Source organism: Micromonospora sp. NBRC 101691, from assembly GCF_030269285.1.
GTDB lineage: Bacteria > Actinomycetota > Actinomycetes > Mycobacteriales > Micromonosporaceae > Micromonospora > Micromonospora echinospora.
Window position 1 is genome coordinate 329,777 of record NZ_BSTB01000004.1, and the last position, 22,358, is coordinate 352,134.

Annotated in this window: 14 protein-coding genes; 4 read left to right on the forward strand and 10 right to left on the reverse strand. The window is 75.0% G+C overall.

Translation table 11 applies throughout. The annotated features are described in order from the left end of the window. Positions 1 to 38: 38 nt before the first annotated feature. The 10 genes from QSK20_RS10195 to QSK20_RS10240 all read right to left on the reverse strand — a co-directional run bounded on the left by QSK20_RS10195 (position 39) and on the right by QSK20_RS10240 (position 19,081). On the reverse strand, positions 39 to 1,091 hold the full coding sequence (locus QSK20_RS10195) for a ketoacyl-ACP synthase III family protein (RefSeq protein ID WP_285788345.1): 1,053 nt from the start codon (positions 1,089 to 1,091) through the stop codon (positions 39 to 41). Between the two features lie 55 nt (positions 1,092 to 1,146). After that, on the reverse strand, positions 1,147 to 1,317 hold the full coding sequence (locus tag QSK20_RS10200) for an MbtH family protein (RefSeq protein WP_285788346.1): 171 nt from the start codon (positions 1,315 to 1,317) through the stop codon (positions 1,147 to 1,149). 93 nt (positions 1,318 to 1,410) lie between these two features. Next, positions 1,411 to 2,301 (reverse strand): 3-hydroxyacyl-CoA dehydrogenase family protein, encoded by an 891-nt coding sequence (locus tag QSK20_RS10205; protein ID WP_285788347.1) that lies wholly within the window; start codon positions 2,299 to 2,301, stop codon positions 1,411 to 1,413. Then, a complete protein-coding gene (locus QSK20_RS10210; RefSeq protein ID WP_285788348.1) occupies positions 2,298 to 8,540 on the reverse strand; it encodes a non-ribosomal peptide synthetase in 6,243 nt (2,080 codons plus the stop codon). The genes QSK20_RS10205 and QSK20_RS10210 overlap by 4 nt, the downstream gene beginning before the upstream one ends. Beyond that, positions 8,537 to 11,767, reverse strand: a complete 3,231-nt coding sequence (locus tag QSK20_RS10215) for a non-ribosomal peptide synthetase (RefSeq protein WP_285788349.1) — start codon at positions 11,765 to 11,767, stop codon at positions 8,537 to 8,539. The genes QSK20_RS10210 and QSK20_RS10215 overlap by 4 nt, the downstream gene beginning before the upstream one ends. Continuing rightward, positions 11,754 to 15,542: a non-ribosomal peptide synthetase gene (locus QSK20_RS10220; RefSeq protein WP_285788350.1), complete on the reverse strand. Its 3,789-nt coding sequence runs from the start codon at positions 15,540 to 15,542 to the stop codon at positions 11,754 to 11,756. Before QSK20_RS10220 ends, QSK20_RS10215 begins: the two co-directional genes overlap by 14 nt. Then, the gene (locus QSK20_RS10225) at positions 15,539 to 16,636 is read right to left on the reverse strand and encodes an HAD-IIIC family phosphatase (RefSeq protein ID WP_285788351.1); all 1,098 of its coding nucleotides are present in this window, start codon (positions 16,634 to 16,636) and stop codon (positions 15,539 to 15,541) included. The genes QSK20_RS10220 and QSK20_RS10225 overlap by 4 nt, the downstream gene beginning before the upstream one ends. Next, complete coding sequence (locus QSK20_RS10230) at positions 16,633 to 17,634, reverse strand: hypothetical protein (RefSeq protein WP_285788352.1); 1,002 nt, start codon at positions 17,632 to 17,634, stop codon at positions 16,633 to 16,635. Before QSK20_RS10230 ends, QSK20_RS10225 begins: the two co-directional genes overlap by 4 nt. Further along, positions 17,634 to 18,797 carry an acyl-CoA dehydrogenase family protein gene (locus QSK20_RS10235; protein WP_285788353.1) on the reverse strand — a complete coding sequence of 388 codons (1,164 nt, stop codon included), beginning with the start codon at positions 18,795 to 18,797 and terminating at the stop codon, positions 17,634 to 17,636. The genes QSK20_RS10230 and QSK20_RS10235 overlap by 1 nt, the downstream gene beginning before the upstream one ends. After that, entirely contained in the window at positions 18,794 to 19,081 is a 288-nt protein-coding gene (locus QSK20_RS10240; RefSeq protein WP_186542617.1) for an acyl carrier protein, read from the reverse strand. Before QSK20_RS10240 ends, QSK20_RS10235 begins: the two co-directional genes overlap by 4 nt. A 529-nt stretch (positions 19,082 to 19,610) precedes the next feature. Here QSK20_RS10240 and QSK20_RS10245 point away from each other — a divergent pair. Genes QSK20_RS10245 through QSK20_RS10260 form a run of 4 tightly spaced genes read left to right on the forward strand, consistent with a single transcriptional unit; the run spans position 19,611 to position 22,347 of the window. After that, a complete protein-coding gene (locus QSK20_RS10245; protein WP_285788354.1) occupies positions 19,611 to 20,612 on the forward strand; it encodes an SAM-dependent methyltransferase in 1,002 nt (333 codons plus the stop codon). A gap of 1 nt (position 20,613) precedes the next feature. Then, positions 20,614 to 21,327 carry a 2-keto-4-pentenoate hydratase gene (locus QSK20_RS10250; protein WP_285788355.1) on the forward strand — a complete coding sequence of 238 codons (714 nt, stop codon included), beginning with the start codon at positions 20,614 to 20,616 and terminating at the stop codon, positions 21,325 to 21,327. A gap of 16 nt (positions 21,328 to 21,343) precedes the next feature. Next, positions 21,344 to 21,535, forward strand: coding sequence for a tautomerase family protein (locus tag QSK20_RS10255; RefSeq protein ID WP_352232286.1), 192 nt, complete (start codon positions 21,344 to 21,346; stop codon positions 21,533 to 21,535). Next, complete coding sequence (locus QSK20_RS10260) at positions 21,532 to 22,347, forward strand: thioesterase II family protein (RefSeq protein ID WP_285788356.1); 816 nt, start codon at positions 21,532 to 21,534, stop codon at positions 22,345 to 22,347. The genes QSK20_RS10255 and QSK20_RS10260 overlap by 4 nt, the downstream gene beginning before the upstream one ends. The last annotated feature ends 11 nt before the right edge of the window (positions 22,348 to 22,358 follow it).

A 22,358-nucleotide genomic window follows, 5' to 3' on the forward strand; every position in this document is an offset into this window, starting at 1 on the left:
GTGGCCTCCGATCGCCGGGGCAGAGGGGACGGGGATGGTCAGGACCGGTCGGTGGACGTACCGACCGGTGCTCCCGGTCCGGTGGTGGTGATCTCCAGCAGTGCGCTGGTCCAGCTGAAGCCGAGACCGACGCCGACCAGCAACACCCGGTCCCCGGGCGACAGCCGCCCGGTCCGGCGCAGGTGGGCGAGGTTGGCGAACTGGTCGCCCGCGCCGAGATGGCCGATCCGTCGGGCGTTGTCCCAGGAGGTCCGCTCGACGGGGATGTCGAGCGGCTCGAGGAACTCCCACTGCACGAGGTCACGGCCCAGGTTGGGCAGGACGAAGAGGTCCACCGAGGACAGGTCGCCGCCGGCGGCGGTGAGCGTGGCGGTCACGTTCTCCCGCAGCCCGGTGGTCAACCGGCGGGACAGCTCCGCGAAGCCGGCCCGCTTCAGGTACCGGCGCTTGAACGCGCGCAGGTCCAGCGGACGCCCACCGGGGACGGGGGCGTCGTGGAAGCGCTCGACGTCCCGGCCGAGCTCCTCCAGCTCGGGATCGGTGCGCGAGGTGACGGCGCGCAGCCGGGCGAACCCGCCCCGGGCGGACAGCACCGCGGCGGCGGCGCCGTCGGAGTAGACCACCCCGGCGTCGGTGGCCCACCGGTCGAACCCGGGCAGGGTGAACCGGTCGGCGACGGTGATCAGGGCCGCCGCCCGCTCCGGGTCGGCCAGCAGGTACGCCGCCGCCAGTTCCAGGGCGGCCATGGCGCTGTTCGAGGCGGCCCGCACCTCGTACGCCGGCACCCGGCTGCCGATCAGTTCCCGCAGGACGTAGGTGGCCGGGGTCCAGAAGTCCTGGCCCTGGTAGTAGCTGGCCCCGTGCAGCACCAGGGCGATCTCGTCGGGGTCACCCGCGTCGGTCAGCGCCTGCCGGCCGGCGTGGACCGCCATCTCGGCCGGTGAGGCCGAGGCCTCGACCAGGACGAGGTCCAGTTGGTCGTCGTCGTGGTCGGCGGCGGCGTAGCGGCCCTCCCGGACCGCGTCCGCCGCCCGGACCGGGGTCGGCAGGTAGCTGCCGACCCCGCTGATGTACAGCTCTCTGTTCCACACCTCGGTGTCTCCCCCCGTGTGGTCCGGTCGTGCCGGACGTCCTCCGGCCCGCGCCTCAGCGGGCCGACCTCGGGCGGATGTCGGTCCACACCCGCTCGATGTGGTCGAGGCACTCCTGTTCGGTGCCCCGGTGGCCGGTGGGCTGCCAGCCGGCCGGCGGCTCGGAGGCGGCTGCCCAGATCGAATACTGTTCCTCGTCGTTGACCACGACCAGAAACTCCTGCATGACCTCGTTCTCCCCTCGACGGTGGTGGGTGCACGGATCCGGGCGGCGGTCAGGCGACGCGAGCGCGCCGGTGACCGCCGCCGGGTGCGCGGGTCATCCCGGGCGGCTGCCCGTGGCGGCCCGGTAGGTGTGGAACCCCCGCCCGGACTTGCGTCCGTGGTGGCCGGCGTAGACCAGCTGCGCCAGCAGTGGGCAGGGCCGGAACTTCGGGTCGCGGTAGTGCTCGTAGAGCACGTCGAGGGAGTCCAGGATGACGTCGAGTCCGATCAGGTCGGCGGTTTCCAGCGGACCCATCGGGTGGCCGAAGCAGCGGCGGAAGACCTGGTCGACCTCGCGGGCCGGCGCGGTGCGCTCGTGCACGAGGAACGCGGCCTCGTTGACGGTGAGCATCAGCACCCGGTTGGAGACGAACCCGGCGGCGTCGGCCACCAGCACGGCGTCCTTGCCCATGGCCGCCAGCAGTTCGCGGGCCGCGGCGATGGTCTCGTCGCTGGTGTGCAGGGCCCGGATCACCTCGACGGTGTCCTTCAGGGGCGCCGGGTTCATGAAGTGCATGCCGAGCACCCGTTCCGGGTTCCGGACCCAGCCGGCGATCCGGGTGATCGGGATGGCCGAGGTGTTCGACGCGATCACCGTGGTGGCCGCGCAGGTCGCGTCCAGCGTGGCCAGGATGTCGCGCTTCACCGGGACCCGTTCCGGGCCACACTCGATGACGAACTCCGCGTCGGCCAGCGGTGCCGGGTCCGCGGTCCAGCACATCCGCTCGCCGACCCCCGCCGACTCGACGGGCGGGCCGGGCCGCAGCAGCGCCCGGGTACGCAGCCCGGCCGCCAGCCGGGACCGGCCGTCGTCGAGGGCCCCGGGCACCGGGTCGTACACCACCACCCGGTAGCCCGCCTCGACGAGACACTGGGCGACGCCGGCTCCCATGGTGCCGGCGCCCACGATCCCCGCGGTCCTCCGCACGGCTGTCGGTGAGGTCACGACCGTTCCTGCCTTCCGGTGTCGGGGCCGGACAACCGTCCGGCCAACGCGGTGGCCACCACCTCCGGGTGGCCGGTGAGCACGGTGTGGTGGTCACCGGGCACGTCGACGACGCTGGTCCGGCCGTCCACCAGGGCGGTCAGCGCCGCCACGCCGGCTGAGTCCAGCCGGCCCTGCCGGGCCCGGAGCAGCAGCGCGTCACCCCGGAGCGGTCGCGGCCGCCACCGGCGGACGGCCTCGGCGTTGACCCGCAGCAGCCGTAGGAAACGGCCCAGCTCGGCCGGTCCCATCCCGGCCGGCAGCAGGCCGACCCGGGCGGCGATCCGCAGGGACTCGGCGACGGGCGGACGGACCGGATCGGAGAGACCGGCCAGCTCGTCGTCCGTCGCGAACGGGCGCACCCCGAGGAAGAGCAGCTCGGCGTCGTCGTCCGGGGCGGCCGGGGCGTCCTCGGTGAGGTCGACGTCGATGAGCGCGAGCAGGTCCACCCGCTCCCCCTGCCGGGTCAGCTGCGTCGCCATCTCCACGGCGACCAGTCCCCCGAACGACCAGCCGCCGATCCGGTACGGGCCGTGCGGCACCACCGCGCGCAGCTGCGCCAGGTAGCGGGCGGCCATCTCCGGGACGGTCCGGTCGGGTTCGTGGCCCGGCCCGAGGCCGTGCGCCTGGAAGCCGTACAGCGGCTGGTCGGCGTCGAGGTGCCGGGTCAGCGGCTGGTAGCAGAGCACGTTGCCGCCGGAGGGGTGCACCAGGAACAGCGGGGGCCGGCCGCCCTCGGGCCGGATCGGCACCAGGCTGCGGTGTACGTAACGGTCGGCGTGGCGCAGCGCGTCGGCGAGCCCGGCCGGGGTGGGCCGCTCGAAGAGCACCGCCAGGGGCAGCCGGCTGCCGGTGGTCGCCTCCAGCCGACCGACCAGGTGGGCGGCGAGCAGCGAGTGGCCGCCCCGGTCGAAGAAGTTGTCGTCGACGCCGACGTCGTCGGTCCCGAGCACCTCGGCGAAGAGACCGACCAGGGTCGCCGTCAGGTCGTCGGGGGCGGCGGCGGGAGCGGCGGTACGGGGTGGCGCCGGCAGGGCCCGCCGGTCGACCTTCCCGCTGGGCAGCAGCGGTAGCCGGGGGATCGGCACGGCGGTGGCGGGCACCAGGTGGCCGGGGAGCCGGTCGGCCAGCCAGGCCCGGATCTCCGGCCAGGCCGCGCCGGGGTCGACCAGGTAGGCGACGAGTCGTCCACCGGCCTCGTCACGGCGCAGGGCGACGGCGGCCTCCGGCACGGCGGGGTGTTCCCGCAGGGCCGCCTCGATCTCCCCCAGCTCGATCCGGTACCCCCGGTGCTTGACCTGGTCGTCGGCGCGGCCGAGGAAGTCGAGCCGGCCGTCGGGCAGCAGCCGGACCCGGTCGCCGGTGCGGTATGTCCGGTCGCCGTGGCCGGTCGGGTCGGGGACGAACCGCTGGGCGGTCAGCGCGGGTCGGCCGAGGTAGCCGTGGGCGACGTTCGCGCCGCAGACGTGCAGCTCGCCGGGGACCCCCGGGGGCACCGGACGGCCGGTGTCGTCGAGCACCCGCAGTCGGGTCCCGGGCAGCGGGCGGCCGATGGTGGGCCGGCGGCCGTCGGCGACGCACTCGGCCAGGGTGACCGAGACCGATCCCTCGGTGGGGCCGTACGCGTTGACCATGCGTCGTCCGGGGGCGAACCGGGCCACCAGGTCGGCGCTGAGCGGCTCGGCTCCGGCGACGAGCAGCCGCAGGTCGGGCAGGGGCCCGTCGGGCAGGGAGGCCAGCACCGACGGGGACAGCAGGGTCGCGCCGATCCGGTGGGTGACCAGGAAGTCGGCCAGGTCCCGGCCGACCAGCAGCCGGCCGGGCGGGGCGAGCACGACCGTGCCGCCCGCGGCCAGGGTGGTGAACACCTCGTAGACGGCCGCGTCGAAGGTGCTGGAGGCGAACTGGAGCATGCGGGTGTCCCGGTCCAGGCCGAGCGCCTCGACGGTGCCCCGGACGAAGGTCACCGCGCCCGCGTGTGCCACCAGGACGGCCTTGGGGCGTCCGGTCGAGCCGGAGGTGTAGATCGCGTAGGCGGCGTCGGTGGGGTGTTCCGGTTCCTCCGGGACGCCCGGGTCCCCGTCGGCGGGTGGCGCCGTGCCGAGTTCGTCGGGGCGGATCCGCGTCCCGCGCCAGGCCGGCGGCGTGGGCACCGGGTCGGCGGCGACCAGGGCGGCGGCGCCGGAGTCGGTGAGCTGGAAGGCGAGCCGGTCGGCGGGGTGCTCCGGGTCCAGCGGCAGGAACGCCGCACCGGCGGCCAGCACGCCGAGCATCGTGGTGACCAGGGTGGCCGAGCGGGGCAACGCGACGGCGACCAGGTCACCCCGGCCCACGCCCCGTCGACGCAGCTCGGCGGCGGTCGCGGCGTACCGCTGGCGCAGCTCCCGGTAGGTGAGCGTGCCGTCGGCCGACTCCAGGGCGGGAGCGTCCGGTGTGGTCCGGGCCGCCCGGGCGACCAGCCCGTGCAGGGTCCGCGCCGGGTCGGCGACCTCGGGCAGGGCCGGTCCACGCAGGTCGTCGACACCGAGCCGGTCGACCAGCGCCGCCCGGACCGGCGCCTGCGGGTCCCGGGTCAGCTCGTCGAGGATCCGCAGCAGGTGCCGGGCCATCTGCTCCACGGTGGCGCGGTCGAACAGCTCGGCGCTGTACTCGATGCCGGCGGGCAGGTCGGTGAAGCCCTCCCGGTCCCAGACGAAGAAGGTCAGGTCGAACTTGGCCATCCCCGGGGCGAGGCCGTTCGTGGCGGTGGTGCCGGGCACGTCGTCGTACATCCGCATCCGCAGGTCGGGCAGGCGGGTGCCGAGGGTGGGCAGGGTCTGGTGGACGTACATCACGTCGAACAGCGGGTTGCGGCCGCCGTCGCGGGCCGGCGCGAGGGCCTCCACGACCTTCTCGAAGGGCACGTCGTCGTGTTCCAGCGCCTCCACCACCACCTGCCGGTTGCGGTGCAGCAGTTCGACGAAGGTCGGGTCACCGGAGAGGTCACCGCGCAGCGCCACCGAGTTGTTGAAGAAGCCGACGATGCCCCGGGTCTCCGGGCGGGACCGTCCGGCGGTGGGGGTGCCGACGACGACGTCCCGCTGCCCGCTGTACCGGGCCAGCAGGGCCTGGATCGCGCTGAGCACCACGGTGAACGTGGTGGTGGAGGTGCGCTGGCCCACCCTGCGCAGCCGGTCGGCCAGGTCGGCGGGGACGGTGAACCGGATCAGGTCGCCGGTGAAGCTCCGGTTGGCCGGTCGGGGCCGGTCGGTGGGCAGCTCCAGCACCGGCGGGTCGGCCAGCCGCCCTCGCCAGTAGTCGAGTTCGGCGGCCAGCACCGCCCCGGTCATCCGGCGGCGCTGCCACGCCGCGTAGTCGCGGTAGCGGATCGGCAGCGGTTCCAGCCGGGCGGCCCGCCCCTGCCGGCGGGCGGTGTACATGGCGGAGAGTTCGGCGTCGAGGATGGCCGGGCTCCACCCGTCGTCGACGGCGTGGTGCACGTTCATGACGAGCAGGTGCTCCTCGGCGGCGACGCGCACCAGCACGGCCCGGAACAGCGGCCCGGCGGCCAGGTCGAACGGCACCAGGGCCTCGTCGGCCACCAGCGTCGCCGCGACGGCGTGCGGGTCCGGGCGGTCGGTGAGGTCGACCTCCCGGAGCAGGTCCGGGATCCGTTCGTCGACGACCAGGTACGGTCGGCCGTCCCGGGTGGGCATCCGGGACCGCAGGGTCTCGTGCCGGTCGACGAAGTCGTCCAGGGCGGCCCGGAGGGCGGGCACGTCGACCGGACCGAGCAGTTGGAACGTGGTCGGGATGTTGTAGAGCGGGCTGTCCGGGGCGAGCTGGTGGTGGAACCAGAGCCGTTCCTGCCCGTACGACAGCACCAGCTCACCGCTCGGGGTGATCACGTCGCCGGACTCCGCCACCGGCCGGGACCGTCGACTGATCAGCTCGGCGAGGTCCTCGGGACGGGGGCACTCGTAGAGGTCGAGCAGCTTGAGTCGGACGCCGGTGCGCCGGTCGACCCCGTCGATGATCTCCAGGGCGGTGATGGAGTTGCCGCCGAGGCCGAAGTAGTTGGCGTCGGCGGGGACCTCGGTGCGCAGCACCTCCGCCCAGACCTCCCGGACGACCGTGGCCACGTCGTCCGCCCCGGCGGGGGTGGTTGCAGGGGGCCCTTCCTCATCAAAAAGCGGTAGGAGGGGACCCCTGCAACCACTCGGTTCCTCGCGGGGGGCCGCCCCGGGCGGGGCGGACTCGGTGCGGCGCAGCCGGGCGGCGGGCAGCCAGCAGGGCTCCTCGTCGAACGGGTAGCCGGGCAGGCTGAGCCGCCGGAACGACGCGTCCGGGCCGCAGGTGCGGTGGTGCACGGCCCAGTCGACCGCGACACCGTGCTGGTAGAGGTCGGCCACCGCGCGCAGCGCCCCGTCCGGGCCGGGCGGCACCGACACGGTGACCACGTCGTCGCGTCCCCGGGTCAGCGCCCGGACCGTGCCGAGCACCTGCTCGCCGGCGCCGACGTCGACGAAGACGACCGGTCCGTCGGCGGTCAGTTCCTCGACCAGTCGGGCCAGCTCGACCGGGCCGGCGGTGTCGGCGTCGAGCGTCCGGTCCGGACGGACGCCCAGGGACGTCAGGGTCGTCCCGGGTGGACCGTGGTGGACGCCCACGACGGTGGGCGCGGCCAGGGCCGGCGCGGGCGGCAGGGTGCGCAGCACCGACGCCCGCTCGGTCAGCTGGGCGGCCAGATCGGCGCGGTCGGTGGTCAGGACCGCGGTGCGGTACGCCAGGTCGACCCGGCCCTCGTTGAGCACCCGGGCCACGTCGGGCAGGGGCGCGTCGAGTTCGGCGACGGTGGCGCCGAGACGGTGGCAGTACGTGGCGAGCGCGGCGGGGCTGGCGGCGCTGACCGTCACCAGGCGGAGCGCGTCGGCCTCGTCGGCACCGGGGGGTGCCGGGTCCGGCTGCGGGGCTTCGGCGAGCACGCAGTGGGCGTTGACGCCGACCAGGCTGACCGAGGTGACCCCACCGGCGCGGGGACCGTGCGCCGGGGCGGGCCACGGGCGGGCGGTGGTGACCACCTCGACCCGGGCGGCGGCGTGGTCCACCCCGGGTGGCGGGGCGGTGAAGTGCAGCGAGGGGTACAGCTCGCGGTGGTGCAGGCCGAGCATCACCTTGACGAGTCCGGCGATGCCGGCGGCGTGGTCGACGTGCCCGATGTTGGTCTTGACCGAGCCGATCGGGACCGGGGCGGTGGCGTCCGGCCGGGCCAGGGCGATTCCCTCGATCTCGACCGCGTCGCCGAGGCGGGTGCCGGAGCCGTGCGCCTCCAGGTATCCCGCCCCGGCCGGGTCGAGGTCGGCCTCCTGCCACGCGGCGCGGATGGTCTCGGCCTGGGCGCGGGCGCTCGGGGCGGTCAGCGTGGCCGACCGGGTGCCGTTGTGCCGCACCGCGCTGCCCCGGATCACCGCGTACACGTGGTCACCGGCGGCGCGGGCCCGGGACAGGGTGGTCAACAGCAGGACGGCACCGCCCTCACCGTCGCCGGTGCCGTCGGCGTCGGCGTCGAAGGCCCGGGAGCGGGCACCCGGCGACATGATCTCCGGGTAGCGTTCCAGGAACCCGTCGGTCGGGTGGGCGGTCTTCACGCTCAGGCCGCCGGCCAGGGCGTAGCGGGCCGCGCCGGTCCGCAGTTCCTGGCACGCCTGGTGGACGGCGACGAGCGAGCCGTTGCAGCCGGTGTGCACGGTCACCGACGTGCCGGTGAGTCCGAGCAGGTACGAGATCCGGCCGGCGACCGCCGCCGGGTTGCCGCCGAGCAGGTCCAGGGTGTCCGGTTCGGCCACCAGGTGGGCCCAGTCCGTACTGGGGGCGCTGAGGAAGACCGCGGCGGGCGCCTCCCGCAGCGGCTCCGGCCGGTATCCGGCGTCCTCGACGGCGTGCCAGGCCAGTTGCAGGGTGAGCCGGTGGTGCGGGTCCATCGCCTCGGCCTCCCGGCGGGACAGGCCGAAGAACCGGTGGTCGAACAGGTCGATCCGGTCCAGGTACGCCGCCTGCGGGTAGCCCGCCGTGGGGTCGAGTCCGCAGGCGGTGATCCGTGGACGCGGCAACGGTCGGACGCAGTCGCGTCCCTTGGCCAGGACCGACCGGAAGCCGGCCAGGTCCGCCGCGTCGGGAAACCGCACAGCGGCTCCGATGATCGCGATGTCCTCCCCGGTCACGAGCCGTCTCCTCTCACGTCCGACGCCGCGACCGCCGGGGCGGCGGCCGGGCCGATCCGGTTGCCGAGCACCCGCGCCTGACGCCGCACGGTGCCCAGTTCGAGCAGTTCGACCAGCCGGAGCCGGCCGGGCCAGGTCTTCTCGATCAGGTCGAAGAGCCGGGTGACCCGCAGCGAGTTGCCGCCGATGTCGAAGAAGTCGGCGCCGGTGGGCACGTCGGGCACCTCCAGCGCCTCCGCCCACAGCCGGGCGAGCTGCCGTTCCACCGGGGTCCGCCCGGCCCGGTCCACCGGCCGGACGGTCAGCGCGACCGCTGGCAGCGCGCTCCGGTCGACCTTCCCGTTGCCGGTCAACGGCAGCCGGGGCAGCACCACGAAGCCGGCCGGCACCATGTGGCCGGGCAGGGTCGCGCGCAGGTGCTCACGGACCGCGTCGGGGTCCGGTGGCGCGGCCGGGTCGGCCGGCACCAGGTATCCGGCGAGCCCTCGCCCGCCGGGCAGGTCGTCGCGGACGGTGACGACCGCCTCGGCGACCGCCGGGTGGCCGGCCAGCGCCGCCTCGACCTCGCCGGTCTCGATCCGGAAACCCCGGATCTTGACCTGGTGGTCGATCCGGCCGAGGAACTCGATCTGCCCGTCCGGCAGGAACCGCCCCAGGTCCCCGGTGCGGTACATCCGGCTGCCCGGCGGGCCGAACGGGTCCGGCCGGAACCGGCGGGCGGTCGCGGCCGGGCGGCCGTGGTAGCCACGGGCCAGGCCGGCGCCGGCGATGACCACCTCGCCGGGCACCCCCACCGGCAGCGGGACCAGGTCGGGTGAGAGCACGTACACCCGGGTGTTGGGCAGCGGCCGACCGACCGGCACCGACGGCGCGTCCGGGTCGACCCGGGTGACCCGCTCGCAGGTCGCCATCAGGGTGCACTCGGTGGGGCCGTAGAGGTGGACGAAGGCGAACCGGTCGGGATCGCGCCGGGCGAGCAGCGCGGCGGCGTGCCGGGGCGACATGAGATCGCCGCCGACGAGGACCCGCTCGACGCCGTCGAGGAGTTCCGGTGCCGCGTCGAGCACCAGCGGCAACTGCGGCGAGACCAGTTGCACGACGGTCACCGGGTTACGGGTGATCCCCTCCCGCACCTGGTCGAGGAAGGGCTGGTCGGGGGCGGGAACGGCGAGCGCCCCGCCGTTGAGCAGCGGCGCCCACACCTCCGTGACGGAGGCGTCGAACGCCAGGGAGGCGAGGTGCAGCACCGTCTGACCGGGACCGAAGTGGCCGTAGGTCACCTCGCGGACCCGGGCGACGAGGGCACGCTGGGCGACGGCCACCCCGTTGGGGGCGCCGGTGGAGCCGGAGGTGTGGATGACGTAGGCCAGGCTCTCCGGGCCGCCCCGGCGGGGCGGGTCGTCGGCCGGGCGCCGGTCGAGCCCGGCGGCCGGGTCGTCGAGCGAGAGCACCCGTGCGCCGCTGCCGGTGACCCGGTCGGCGTGCGCGAGGTCGGTGAGCACCACCGGCGCGGCCACGTCGTCGACGAGCGCGGCCAGCCGCCGGGGTGGATGGCCGGGGTCCAGCGGCAGGTAGCCGCCGCCGGCCTTCAGCACGCCGAGCAGCGCGGCGACCGCGTCCACCGAACGGGGCAGGCAGACGCCGACCACCACCTCCGGACCGACGCCGAGGTCGGTCAGGGCGGCGGCGATCCGGTTGGCCCGCCGGTTCAGCTCCCGGTAGCTGGTCGCCACGCCTGCGGTGTGGATCGCCGGGGCGTCGGGGGCGCGGCGGACCTGCTCGGCGAAGAGTCCGGCCACGGTGGCCGTGTCGGGGAAGGGCACGGCCGTGTCGTTCCAGGTGTCCAGGATCAGCGCGCGTTCCCCGGCGGTCAGCAACGGCAGGGTGGCGACCGGCCGGTCCGGTTCCCGGGCGGCGGCGGCGAGCAGGGTGGTGTAGTGGCCGGCGAGCCGGGCCATCCGCTCGGCGTCGAAGATGTCCGCGCGGTACTCCAGCCGGGCGTCCAGCCGGGTGTCGGACTCCTCCACCGCGACGACCAGGTCGGTGCGGGCGAACGGGTACGCCAGGATCTCGGCGGTGGCGGTCAGGTCGCCGAACCGCCAGCGGCGGGTGCCGATCCGTTCGTGGGAGAACATCACCTGGAACAGCGGGGTGACCCCGGGTACGCCGGGCAGGTCCAGGGCGTCGACCACCTGCTCGAAGGGGACGGCGCCGTGGGCCATCGCCTCGCGGACCGCGCGGCCGGTGGCGGTGAGCAGCTCCCGGCCGGTGGTGGACCCGGTGGCGGTCAGGCGTACGGCGACGGTGTTGAGCAGTGGCCCGAGCGTGCGGTGCAGGTCCGGGCTGTCGCGCAGAGTGACCGGCACGCCGACGCACAGGTCCGGCTGCCGGGTGTAGCGGTGCAGCAGCGCCGCCAACCCGCCGAGCAGGGTGCCGACCAGGCTCACGCCGCACTCCCGGCTCAGCTCGCGCAGCCGGGGCAGCAGCGGCGGCCCGACGGTGAAGCGGTGCACCGCCCCCCGGCCGGGCGCGGTGCGGGGCCGGGGCCGGTCGGTGGGCAGTTCCAGGACGGGCGGCACCCCGGCCAGGCGACGCCGCCAGTGGTCCAGGTCGGCGCGGGCGGCGGGCGAGCCGGCCAGGGCGAGCCGGCGTTCGGTCCACTCGGCCAGCCCGACCCGGGGTTCCGGCACCGGGGCCGCCCTGCCGGCGACGGCGGCGGCGTACTCGGTGAGCAGTTCGTCGACGAGCTGCTCGACGGAGGAACCGTCGCAGACGGTGTGGTGGACGGTGAGGCAGAGTTCGTGGTGCCGGTCGTCCAGCCCCAGCAGCCGGGCCCGCACCAGCGGCAGCTCGGTGGGGGCGAACGGCCGCCGGTGCTGCGCGTCGGCCAGTTCCCGGGCCCGTTCGGCGCGCTGCTGCGGCGGCAACTGGCGCAGGTCGGTGACGGGGACGGGGACCTGCGGGCCGGGTGGGTCGACGATCACCTGGTGCGGTCGGCCGTCGACGGTGTCGAACCCGGTGCGCAGCGCCTCGTGCCGGGCCACGCAGCGGCCGAGGGCGTTGCGCAGGGTGGGCACGTGCAGCGGGCCGCGCAGGTCGACCCGGACCGGCACCGGGTAGACGGCGTGGTCGTCGGCGAACCGTTCGGCCAGCCAGAGCCGCTCCTGCGCGGCGGTCGCCGGGAGCAGGCTGGCGTCCAGCTCGGTGAGCCGGTCAGCTTCGGACATCGGTACCACCTCGTCGTACTCGCAGGGTGGAGTCGGCGCCGACGACGGCCCGGACGCGGACCCGTCGGGCGGTCGGCGCCGCGGTGGGGGTGGTGGCGCCCTCCGGGGCGGCGCCGGCCGGTTCCCCGGCGTCGACCAGGGCGGCGATCGTGGCGACCGTGGGGTCGAGCAGTACCTCCCGGACCGGCAGCTCGACGGCGAACCGGTCGCGGACCATGCCGACGAGCCGGGCCAGCAGCAGCGAGTGGCCGCCCAGCTCGAAGAAGTCGACGCGGGTGCCGACCTCGTCGACGCCGAGGAGATCGGCGCAGAGGGCGGCTACCTGTCGCTCGGTGGCGGTCGACGGGCGGTCGACGGGCCGGTCCCGGCCTACCGGCCGGGTGGGGACGCCCGCCAGCGCGGCAAAGTCGATCTTGCCGTTGGGGGTGAGCGGGGGGCGGTCCAGGACCGCGTACCGGACCGGGCAGACCGCCTGCGGCAGGGCACGGGCGGCGTGGGTCGCCACGGCCCGCAGGTCCGGGCTGGTCCCGGGCTCCCGGACCAGATAGGCGACGAGCCCCGCGCCCGGGCCGTCGGCGGCCACCGTGACCACCGCCCGACGCACCCCGGGGGCGGCGCCGAGCACCGCCTCGACCTCCTCCGGGTCCACCCGGATGCCACGCACCTTGACCTGTCGGTCGACCCGGCCGAGCAGCACCAGTTGACCGTCGGGCAGCATCCGTCCCCGGTCCCCCGTGCGGTACATCCGGCGGCCCGGCGCGGGGGCGTACGGGTCGGGCCGGAACCGGTCGGCGGTGTGGCCGGGCCGGCCCCGGTAGCCCTGGGCGACCCCCGCCCCGCCGATCCACACCTCGCCGGGCTGACCGAGCGGGACCGGCCGCAGCCGGTGGTCGAGCACGTAGACGGAGGTGTTGGGCATCGGCGGGCCGACCGGCCACCGGTACGCCGCCGCGCGTCCGGTCAGCTCGGGGCCGGTGGTCGGCAGCGCGCCGATGGTGGAGTCGACGGTCGCCTCGGTGACGCCGTAGGTGTTGACCACCTCGGTCCCGGGCGACAGCAGCCGCAGCAGCAGGTGGTGGTCGGCTGCGGTCCACGGCTCCACCCCGAGGGCGACCAGCCGCATGTCGGGCAGGGACGCGCCGAGGTCGAGCAGCGGACGCAGCACCGACGGGACGAACTCGGCGGTGGTGACCCGTTCCGCGCACAGCAGCTCGTGCAGGCGCACCGGATCGACGACGTCCTCGTCGGGGACGATCACGAGCCGGGCACCGGAGCAGAGCGCGCGGACCAGCTCCCCGCTGAACACGTCGAAGGCGGGGCCGGCGAGCTGGGCGACCGCCGTGTCGGGTCCGAGGCGGTAGCGGCGACGCCAGCCGAGGTGGGCGTTGACCAGTGCCCGGTGGCTGACCGCGGTGCCCTTCGGGGTGCCGGTCGACCCGGAGGTGAACAGCAGGTAGGCGGTGTTGTCCGGGCCGGTCCGGCCGGTCCGGGCCGGTGGCCGGTCCGGGCCGAGGCGCAGCAGCCGACGGCCGCCGTCCGACGTCCCGCCGGTGACGTCCTCGGGGCGCTCCACGCCGTCCCCGGCGGCGGCGTCTACGGCATCGGCGTCTTCGGCGTCGGCGGCAAGGCGGGCCGCCAGGTGGGCCCGGGTCAGCAGCAGCCGGGCGTCACCGTCGCGCAGCATGGTCCGCCACCGCCGCTGCGGGTGCCGGGGTTCGAGGAGCAGGTACGCTCCGCCGGCCTTCAGGACGGCCAGCAGGTCGACGACCAGGTCGGCGGAGCGCTCGGCGAGCACCCCCACGACGGTCTCCGGGCCGACCCCGGCGGCGCGCAGCCGCCCGGCCAGCTCCCCGGCCGCCCGGTCCAGCTCGGCGTAGGTCGTCCGGCGGCCCTTCTCGACCACCGCGACCGCGTCCGGGCGGGTCCGGGCGTGTGCCGCGACGAGTTCCTGCACGGTGCGCGACGGCACGGTCGACGCCGGCCCGTGGGCGACCGAGTCCCCGGCGCGGGAGGCGGCGAGGTCCCGGACCGGCCGGGCGGGGTCGGCCACCACCTGGGCGAGCAGGATGGTCAGGTCGTCGGCGAAACGCCGGGCCCAGGCCGCCGAGTACCGGTCGGCGCGGTACTCCAGGGCGGCCAGCAACGCCTCACCGTCGTCCTCCACGGTGAGGGTGAGGTCGAACTTGGCCTCCCGGCCGGGCGTCTCGAAGCGGTGCAGGCCCACCGCCCCGCCGTCGAGAGCCCGCACCTCGACGCCGGGCAGCGACAACTCGTCCGGAGGGAACGAGTGCAGGTCGAACATCACCTGGAACAGCGGGTTACGGTCGGGGTCGCGGACCGCGCCGGCGGACTCGATGACCGTGTTGAGCGGGGCGTCCTGGTGCTCCAGCGCGCCGAGCATCCGGCGGCGGCTCTGCGCGAGCAGGTCCCGGAACGTGGTGTCGGCCCCGAACCGGGCACGCAGCACGACGGTGTTGACGAACATCCCGATCAGCTGGTGGAACGCCGGGCGGGGCCGGTGGCTCAGCGGGGTGCCGAGCAGCAGGTCGTCCTGGCCGGTGCGGTGGTGCAGGACGGTCGCGTAGGCGGTGGCCAGGGCCACGAAGAGGGTGACCCCGGTGGTGCGGCACATCTTCCGCACCCCGGCGGCCAGGCCGGGTTCCACGGTGAACCGCAGGAGCGCTCCGGGGCCGTCCGGCCCGGGGTCACCCGGCAGGTCGCCGGGCACGTCGAGCACCGTCCGGGCGTCGGCGAGCTGGTCACGCCACCAGTCCAGGCGGATCCGGTGGTCCCGTCGCCAGGTGTCCTGCTGGAACTCGACGTAGTCCCGGTAGCCGGGCCCGGTGCCGGCGGGCGCGGGAGCGGACGCGCCGGTCGCCGTCCGGTAGCCGGTGCCGAGCGCCCGGAAGAGCAGGCCGAGCGACCAGCCGTCGAAGGCGATGTGGTGGGCGGCCAGCAGCAGGACGTGTTCGTCGGCGGCGGTGCGCAGCAGCCGGGCCCGCAGCAGCCGGCCGGCGGTGAGGTCGAACGGGGTGTCCCGTTCGTCGCGTACCGCCGCCTCGACCTCGGCGTCCGGGTCGCTGCCGGCGGACAGGTCGGTCACCGGCAGCGGAAAACGCCACGGGGCGACCGGCACCGCGCGGGGCACCCCGTCGGCGTCCAGCCGGTAGCTGGTCCGCAGGGGCTCGTGGCGCTCGACGAGAGTCTGGAACGCCGCGCGGAGGGCCTCGACGCGGAGGTGACCGCGCAGCCGGACCCCGCCGGAGAAGACGTACCGCGTGGAGTGCGGCTGGGACCAGGCCAGATACCACTGGGTCTGCTCGGCGTGCGACAGCGGACGGGTTGGCGGGGACGCCGACGACGACGGGGACGCGGCGGGTACGCCGTCGACCGGCGGTGCCGGGTCCGCTTCGGCGGACGGCACGTGGGCGGACGGCACGGGGGTCGACGGCACGTGGGCGGACGTCCCGGGGCCGTGCGGTCCCGGCGGGGCGGTGTCGTCGGTCGGACCGGCCGGGGCGGCGTCGCCGGACAGTTCGGCGGCGAGGGCGGCGACCAGGGTGTCGATCCGGTCGTGTTCGAGCAGCAGCCACGGTCGCACCGGGACGCCGAGGCCGGTCTCCAGTCGCGCCGCCACCCGCATCGCCCGCATGGAGTTGATGCCGAGGTCACGCAGCGAGCGATCGGCGGCGAGCTGGCCGGCGTCCGTCCGCAGCACCGCCGCCACCGCCGCGCGCACCCGGGCAGCCAGGTCGGTCGGGTCCGGGGCGCTCATCGGCGGCCCGCCGGTGGGGTCGCGTCGGCGGCCGGTGTCGACGCCGGGTCGTCACCGTCGACGATGCGGACGTGGGTCGGGGCCGGGGCGGGCGTGGCGGCCGGGTCGGCGGCGAGCAGCAGGACGCCGTCGCGCTCCCCCGCCGGGGCGAACCCGGCGAAGCGCAGGTTCACCAGCATGATCCGGTTGACGCTGGACGGGACGAACTCCGCGCACGGCCGACGCCCGGCCGCCCGGGCCCGGGCGACGACGTGGTGCAGCAGAGCGCTGCCGGCTCCCCGGGAGACCACCCGGCAGGACATCAGCAGCAGGGTGAGGACGTGGTCGTCGCCGGCCAGCTCGCTGACCGCCAACCCGATCGTACCGTACGAGCCGTACCGGTCGGTCAGCGCGGCCACCAGGATCTCGTGCCGGGGATCGGCGCACCGGGCCCGCAGCTGCTCCATCGAGTAGGTGCGCCCGGTGGTGTTGAGCTGGTGGGTGCGGACGGTCAGCTCCCGGGCCCGCTCCAGGTCCTCCTCGCGGGCCCGGCGCACGGTCATCACCAGGTCGAGCCCGGCGAGGAACTCGGCCCGGTGCGCGCCGGCGCGCTCCTCGTCGACGCGACGGCGCTGTTCGGCCTGGTACATGACCCGCCGTCGCAGCGACTCCCCGGTCAGTCGCTCCGGCACGAACTCCGGCCGCTCCGGCAGGTCGGCGGCTGCGCTGTCCGGGTAGCAGCGGACCATGGGCAGGGCGTCGGCCACCTCGTCGCGTTCGGACGGGTCGTTGTCGACGAAGGCGAACGAGTCCGGGTTCAGGTTGAGGGCGGCGGCGGTCCGGCTCACCGCGACGGACTTCGCGTCCCAGCCGACCTCGACGTGGACGAAGTAGTCCAGCAGTCCCAGCTCGCGCAGGTGCGCGACGGCACGGTCGTGGTCGCCGCGACTGGCGACGGCGTGCAGGATGCCCCGTCCGTCCAGCGTGCGCAGCGTGTCGACCACCTCCGTCCGGGCTCGGGGGGCGTCCCCTTCGAGCAGCACGCCGTCCCAGAGCGTGTCGTCGAGGTCCCAGACCACGCACTTGACTCCGACGGGCTCGGTCGCTCCGCTCACCGTGGTGCTCCTTCCTTCCGGTCGTCGGGCAGGTACTCGAACAGGGCGGAGCTCCAGGCGGCCACCGGGCTGCTGTTCATCACCAGCACCCGGTCCCCGGCGCACAGCTCCGGCGCCGCCCCGGCCAGGTTGAGCAGCACGTCGGCGGAGCCGAGGTGGCCGTACTCGCGCAGGTTGCGGACGCAGACCGGGAGCAGCTCGACGTCCAGTGCCTCCTGCCAGAAGGCGAACGCGCCGGTCGAGAGGTTCTGCATCACGTAGCGCACCTCGTCGGCCCGCAGCCCGTTGCGGGCCAGCAGCCCGGCGTTGAGGTCGGCCAGCCGGCGGCGGCTCTCCAGCGCCAGCCGGAACGAGTAGGTGTGCGGGTCGGCGCACTCCTCCTGCCAGCGGGACGCCGGGCGGTCGCGGTAGCGGATGCGGAACAGCTCGGCGTACTCGCCGTTGCTGGTCAGGACCTGGTCGACCAGCCGGAACCCACCACCCGGGTACGACGTGACCAGCGCGGCCAGGCCTCCGTCACCGAGCACGGTCATCGGTGGGCGGTACCGGGCCGGGGTGGCCGTCCGGGCGCCCATGGCGACCAGCCCGGTGCGCCAGCCGGGGTTGGCGGCGAAGAGTCCGGAGCAGACGGCCAGGGCGGCCGAGGAGGAGACGCAGCCCAGCTCGCCGACGCCGAGGGTGACGGCGTGGGTGGCGCCGACCAGCCGTTGCACCCGGGTGGCCTCGCTGGAGAGAAGGTGTTCGGGAGCGCGTCCCTGGACCAGCAGCAGCACGTCGACCTCGGCCGGGTCGGTGCCGGTCTCGGCGAGCGCGGCGGTGGCGGCGCCGGCGGCGAGCGCCACCTCGCCGAGGTCACCGGCGTCGCGGATCCGCTCGACCCCCAACCGGAGCACGGCGTTCCGCTGCGCGTCACCGGCGGTGGAGAGTTCGGGGAGTTCGGCGACGGGACACACGCGTTCGGGCAGGAACGTGGCGACCCGGCGGACGTGCAGCGGCATCACCCGGCCCCCCGTCCGGCCGTCGCGGTGGCCGCCCAGCGCCGGAACTCGGCGTCGCAGACGTGGTCCTGGCAGACCTCGTCGGAGCCCTCGATGATCTGCATGATCTTGGCGTCCCGGAAGAACCGCTCGGCGGGGTGGCCCGGTGCGCAACCGCGCGCGCCGAGCACCTGCACCGCGTCCCGGGTGACCCGCGCCGCCGCGCCGGCCGCGACGTACTTGGCCAGCATGGTCCGGTCCGGCCGGGGCCGGGTCTGCCGCCACCGCGCGGCGTCCTCGCAGACCAGCCGGGCGGAGGTGACCGCGGCGACCATGTCGGTGACCAGTCGCCGGACCAGTTGCCGGTCGGCGAGCACGCCGCTGCCGGTACGCCGGGAGACCGCGTGCCGGGCGCTGAGTTCCAGGCACGCCTCGGCCATGCCCACGCAGCCCCAGGCGACGCTGAACCGGCCGTGGTCCAGTGCGGCGGCCACCACGTGGGTCAGTCCGCTCCCGGCCCGGGCCAGCTGGTTGCCGGCCGGGACCACCACCCCGTCGAGCACGACGTCGGCCAGCATGGCGGCGCGCAGGCCGAGCTGCCCCCGGACCGGGTGGACGGTCAGGCCCGGGGTGTCCCGGGGCACGAGCACGGCGGTGGGACCGGCGTCGGAGACGCCCAGCACGAGGAAGACCCGCGCCAGCTCGCCGAAGGTCACCCAGAGCTTCCGACCGGTGATCCGCAGGCCGCCCGGGGTGTGGTCGATCCGGGTCCGGACGGCCGCCAGGTCGCTGCCCGAGGTGTCCTCGGTGGCAGCGAGCGCGGCGAGGACCGTGCCGTCGGCGAGCCGGGGCAGCCAGGTGTCGCGTTGGGACGCGTCGCCGCGCCGGGCGACCACGTCGGCCACCATGGACTGCACGGTGACGAGGCTGCGCAGCGAACTGCACACCGCGCCGATCCCGGCGCAGAGCCGGCCGAAGGTCATCGCGTCCAGTTCGGTGCCGCCGTGGGCGACCGGGACGGCGGCACCGAGCCAGCCGCTGCGGCGGACCGCGTCGAGGACGTCGGTGGGCAGCCGGCCGGCCCGGTCCCACTCCCCCGCCTCCGGTCCGTACCGCTGGCCGAACTCGGCCAGCCCCGGCACGGCTTCGGCACGGACGGGGGCGGTCCGGACACCGGCGGTCACGGACGGGACTCCGGGGCGTCGGCGCGGCTCCGCCGCTTGGCGTCGACCAGGTCGGTCATGCTGGCGATGCTGCGGAAGTTGGCCAGGTCCAGGTCCTCGATTTCGAGGACGATGGCGAAGGTGCGTTCGATGAACGTCACCAGTTCGAGGGCGAACAGGGAGTTCACGTAACCCAGGGTGAAGATGTCGTCCGTACGACCGAGGCTCCGGTCGCCGAATTCCGTTTCCAGGTAGTCACGGATGACCGGCTCCGGGTCGTGCTGACCGGCGACTTGCTCGTCCAATTCGAGTGACAAGGTAGTCCCCAAACACGCGAGGCGACAATTAAGGCTGACCCCCTCCATTGGTACACGCAGATTCGGCACGAAAACAGCATTGACTTTCACCTAACCCACTGGTACGATTCCGTAACACATTGATATTCACCTTTACTGAATGGTCTGTTGAACTTTCGTTAAGCCACCCCGCCACTCCCTGCCCCGGCGAGCCCGGACCATCGTCGCCCGGACAACCTATATCCCCTATTACCAGCACAAATCCCCCGCGGCGGCCGATCATGCAGCGGGGGTTTGTCGTGCCGGTCGCCGCCCGGCGCCCTCCCTCGAATTGCACTGCCTCCTCACTTCCGCGCACCGCGCCAGCCGCCCGGACAGCCAGCCGTGGACACCGGGCGGGTTTAATGGGATCCGACGCGGCGTTCAGTGGCACGAGATTGTCGACCAATTGATTACGGTGATAGCGTCGGACCTTGGTCGCAACAGCGACAGCCACACCGTGCCAACAGGCCGCAACCGATTTTTCCGGAGGCCGATAATGGTCCTGAGTAACCTGACACCCACGTCAACCTCGCACGACCGTCCCGCGTTCGACGTGTTCCAGGGTTTCGCGTTGTGCGCCGTCCTGTCGTCGTTGGAGACCACGGGCGCGTTGGACGTTCTCGTCCGCGACGGCGGCTGGGACGGCCTCGCCGCCGACGGCGAGGAACTGCTCGCCACCGAACTGCTGCGCTATCTCACCGAACGGGGCATGCTGCACCGCCGCGACGGCCGGTACGAGCTGACCCCGCTCGCCGAGGCGGTCCGCGCGGACATCGGCTACCTGGTCTGGCTCTGCGGAGGCTACGGCGTCCCGCTGCGATCCGTGGGGGACCTCCTCACCGGCGCGCTCCGCTACGGCGGCGACACCGGTCGGGACGGGCGCGGGGTCGCCGTCGGCTCGGCGCTCGTCGGCGCGCGGGACCTCGTCCCGCCGGCCCGGGAGCTGCTGGCCGGCGTCCGCGTCGACCACGTCGTCGACCTCGGTTGCGGCAACGCGCGGTTCCTGCTGTCGGTCTGCCGGGCGGCGGATGCCGGCGGACTCGGCCTCGACGTGAACGCCGACGCCTGCGCCGAGGCCCGGCGCGAGATCGACGCGGCCGGTGTCGGCGACCGGGTCACGGTCCGGTGCGCCGACGCCGGATCCCTCGACGGCGTCCCGGAGCTGGCCCACAGCGACCTGGTCATCGCGTTCTTCCTGCTGCACGAGATCCTCGCCGACGGCCGTCCGGCGCTGGTCGGGTACCTGCGGGACCTGGCCGGCCGGCTGCCCGACGGCGCACACCTGCTGGTCGCCGAGGTCTCGCCCGACCCGGCCCGACCTGCCGGCGGTCACCTGTTCAACCCCGAGTTCACGCTGGTGCACGCGATGATGCGGCAGCGGCTGATGGACGAGTCCGGTTGGCGGGAGACCTTCGCCGCCGGCGGTTTCGACCTGGTGCGCGCGGTCCACCCCCGGATGCCCGGCAGCCTGCTCATGCTGGCCCGGAAGGGCGCCTGAGGTGGCCACCGGGGACGTCGCCGCCCTGCGCGAGGCGGTCCGCGCCGCCCGCGCCGACCACCGGCCCACGGTCGGCAACCGGTTCGGTGCGGTGCCGCTGGCCGACGCCTACCGGATCCAGGCCGACCTGTTCGGCACACCCGTGGCGTGGAAGCTCGGCCTGCTCAGTCCCGCCAAGCAGCGGCAGATGGGGCTGACCGAACCCGTCTACGGACGGGTTCCCGCGTCCCGGCTGCGCACCGGCGGAATCCGGTTGGCCGAGTTCCTCCAACCCCGGGTCGAACCGGAGCTGGCGGCCGTGCTCGGCGCGGACATCCCGGCTGGAGCGTCGCCGGCACAGGCCGGGGACGCGGTCAGCCACCTGGTGCTGGCCCTCGACGTCCTGGACAGCGCCTGGCGGGACTACCGGTTCTGCGCCGCCGAGGTGGTCGCCGACAACTCCTCCGGCGGCGCGGCGGTCCTGGCCGACGACCCCGTCGACGACCGTACGGGGTCCCTGCGGCTCACCCTGGACGGCACCACGCTGGCCGAGGGCGACCTGGCCGAACTGGCCCCGCCCGCGCCGCAGCTCGCCTGGCTGGCCGGGCAGGTCGGTGGCCTGTCCGCCGGCAGCCGGGTGCTGCTCGGTTCACCCGCCGCCTCGGTGCCGGCCCGCGCCGGCTCGCTGGTGGTGCACGGCGGCGGCCGCACCCTCACCGTCGCGATCGAACCCTGACGACCGGAGGTCACCGATGCCGTTCATCCAGGTCACCATGGCCGCCGGCCGGACCGCGCAGCAGAAGCGGGACCTGCTCGCCGCCCTGGCCGACGCGGTCACCGCCAGCATCGGCACCCCCCGCGAGGCGGTGCGCGCGTGGATCGTCGAGGTCGACCCGGCCGAGGTCATCGCCGGCGGCGTCATCCTCGCCGACCGGACGCCATGACCGGGAACCGCTGGTGGCAGATCCCGCTGGCCCGGCCCGACGCGCCGGTCCGGCTGATCTGTCTGCCGCACGCCGGTGGCGGACCGGCCGGCTACGCGCACTGGGCCGGACGGCTCACCGGGATGGAGGTGACGCTGGTCCGGCCACCGGGCCGGGAGGCCCGCTACGCCGAGCCCCCGTACACGCGGATCGGGCCGCTCGTGACCGACCTCGCCACGGCGCTGCGCCCCCTGCTCGACGACCGGTACGTGCTCTACGGACACAGTCTCGGCGCGCTGGTCGGCTACGAACTGCTCCAGCACCTCCGCGCGTCGGGCGCGCGGCTGCCGGACCGCCTGGTCGTCTCCGGCGCCGAGGCGCCGGACGTCGGCCGCCGGGCCGGTCATCTCCTGCACCGCCTGCCCGACGACGCGCTGATCGACCGGGCCGCCGAACTCGGCGGCACCCCGCCGGCCCTGCTGGCCAACCGGGACCTCCTGCGGCTGCTGCTGCCCACCCTCCGCGCCGACCTGGAGGTCGCCGAGACCTACCGGTGGACCGCCCGGCCCGCCCTGCCGGTGCCGGTCCACGCCTTCCACGGCCGACGCGACCCGCTGGTGACGAGCGAGGCGGCGGCCCGGTGGCAGGCGCACACCGACTCGACGTTCGACCTCACCACGCTGCCCGGCGGGCACTTCCTCGACGCGGCGGAGGAGTCCACGCTGCTCGCGGCGATCGACCGGCCGGCGACGGCCGGCGACGGCCGGTCCGCTGCGCTCGGGGGCGGCGTCGGTTCGGGCGGCAGGATCCCCGGCCACCGGGCCGAAAGCTGAACACCGACCAC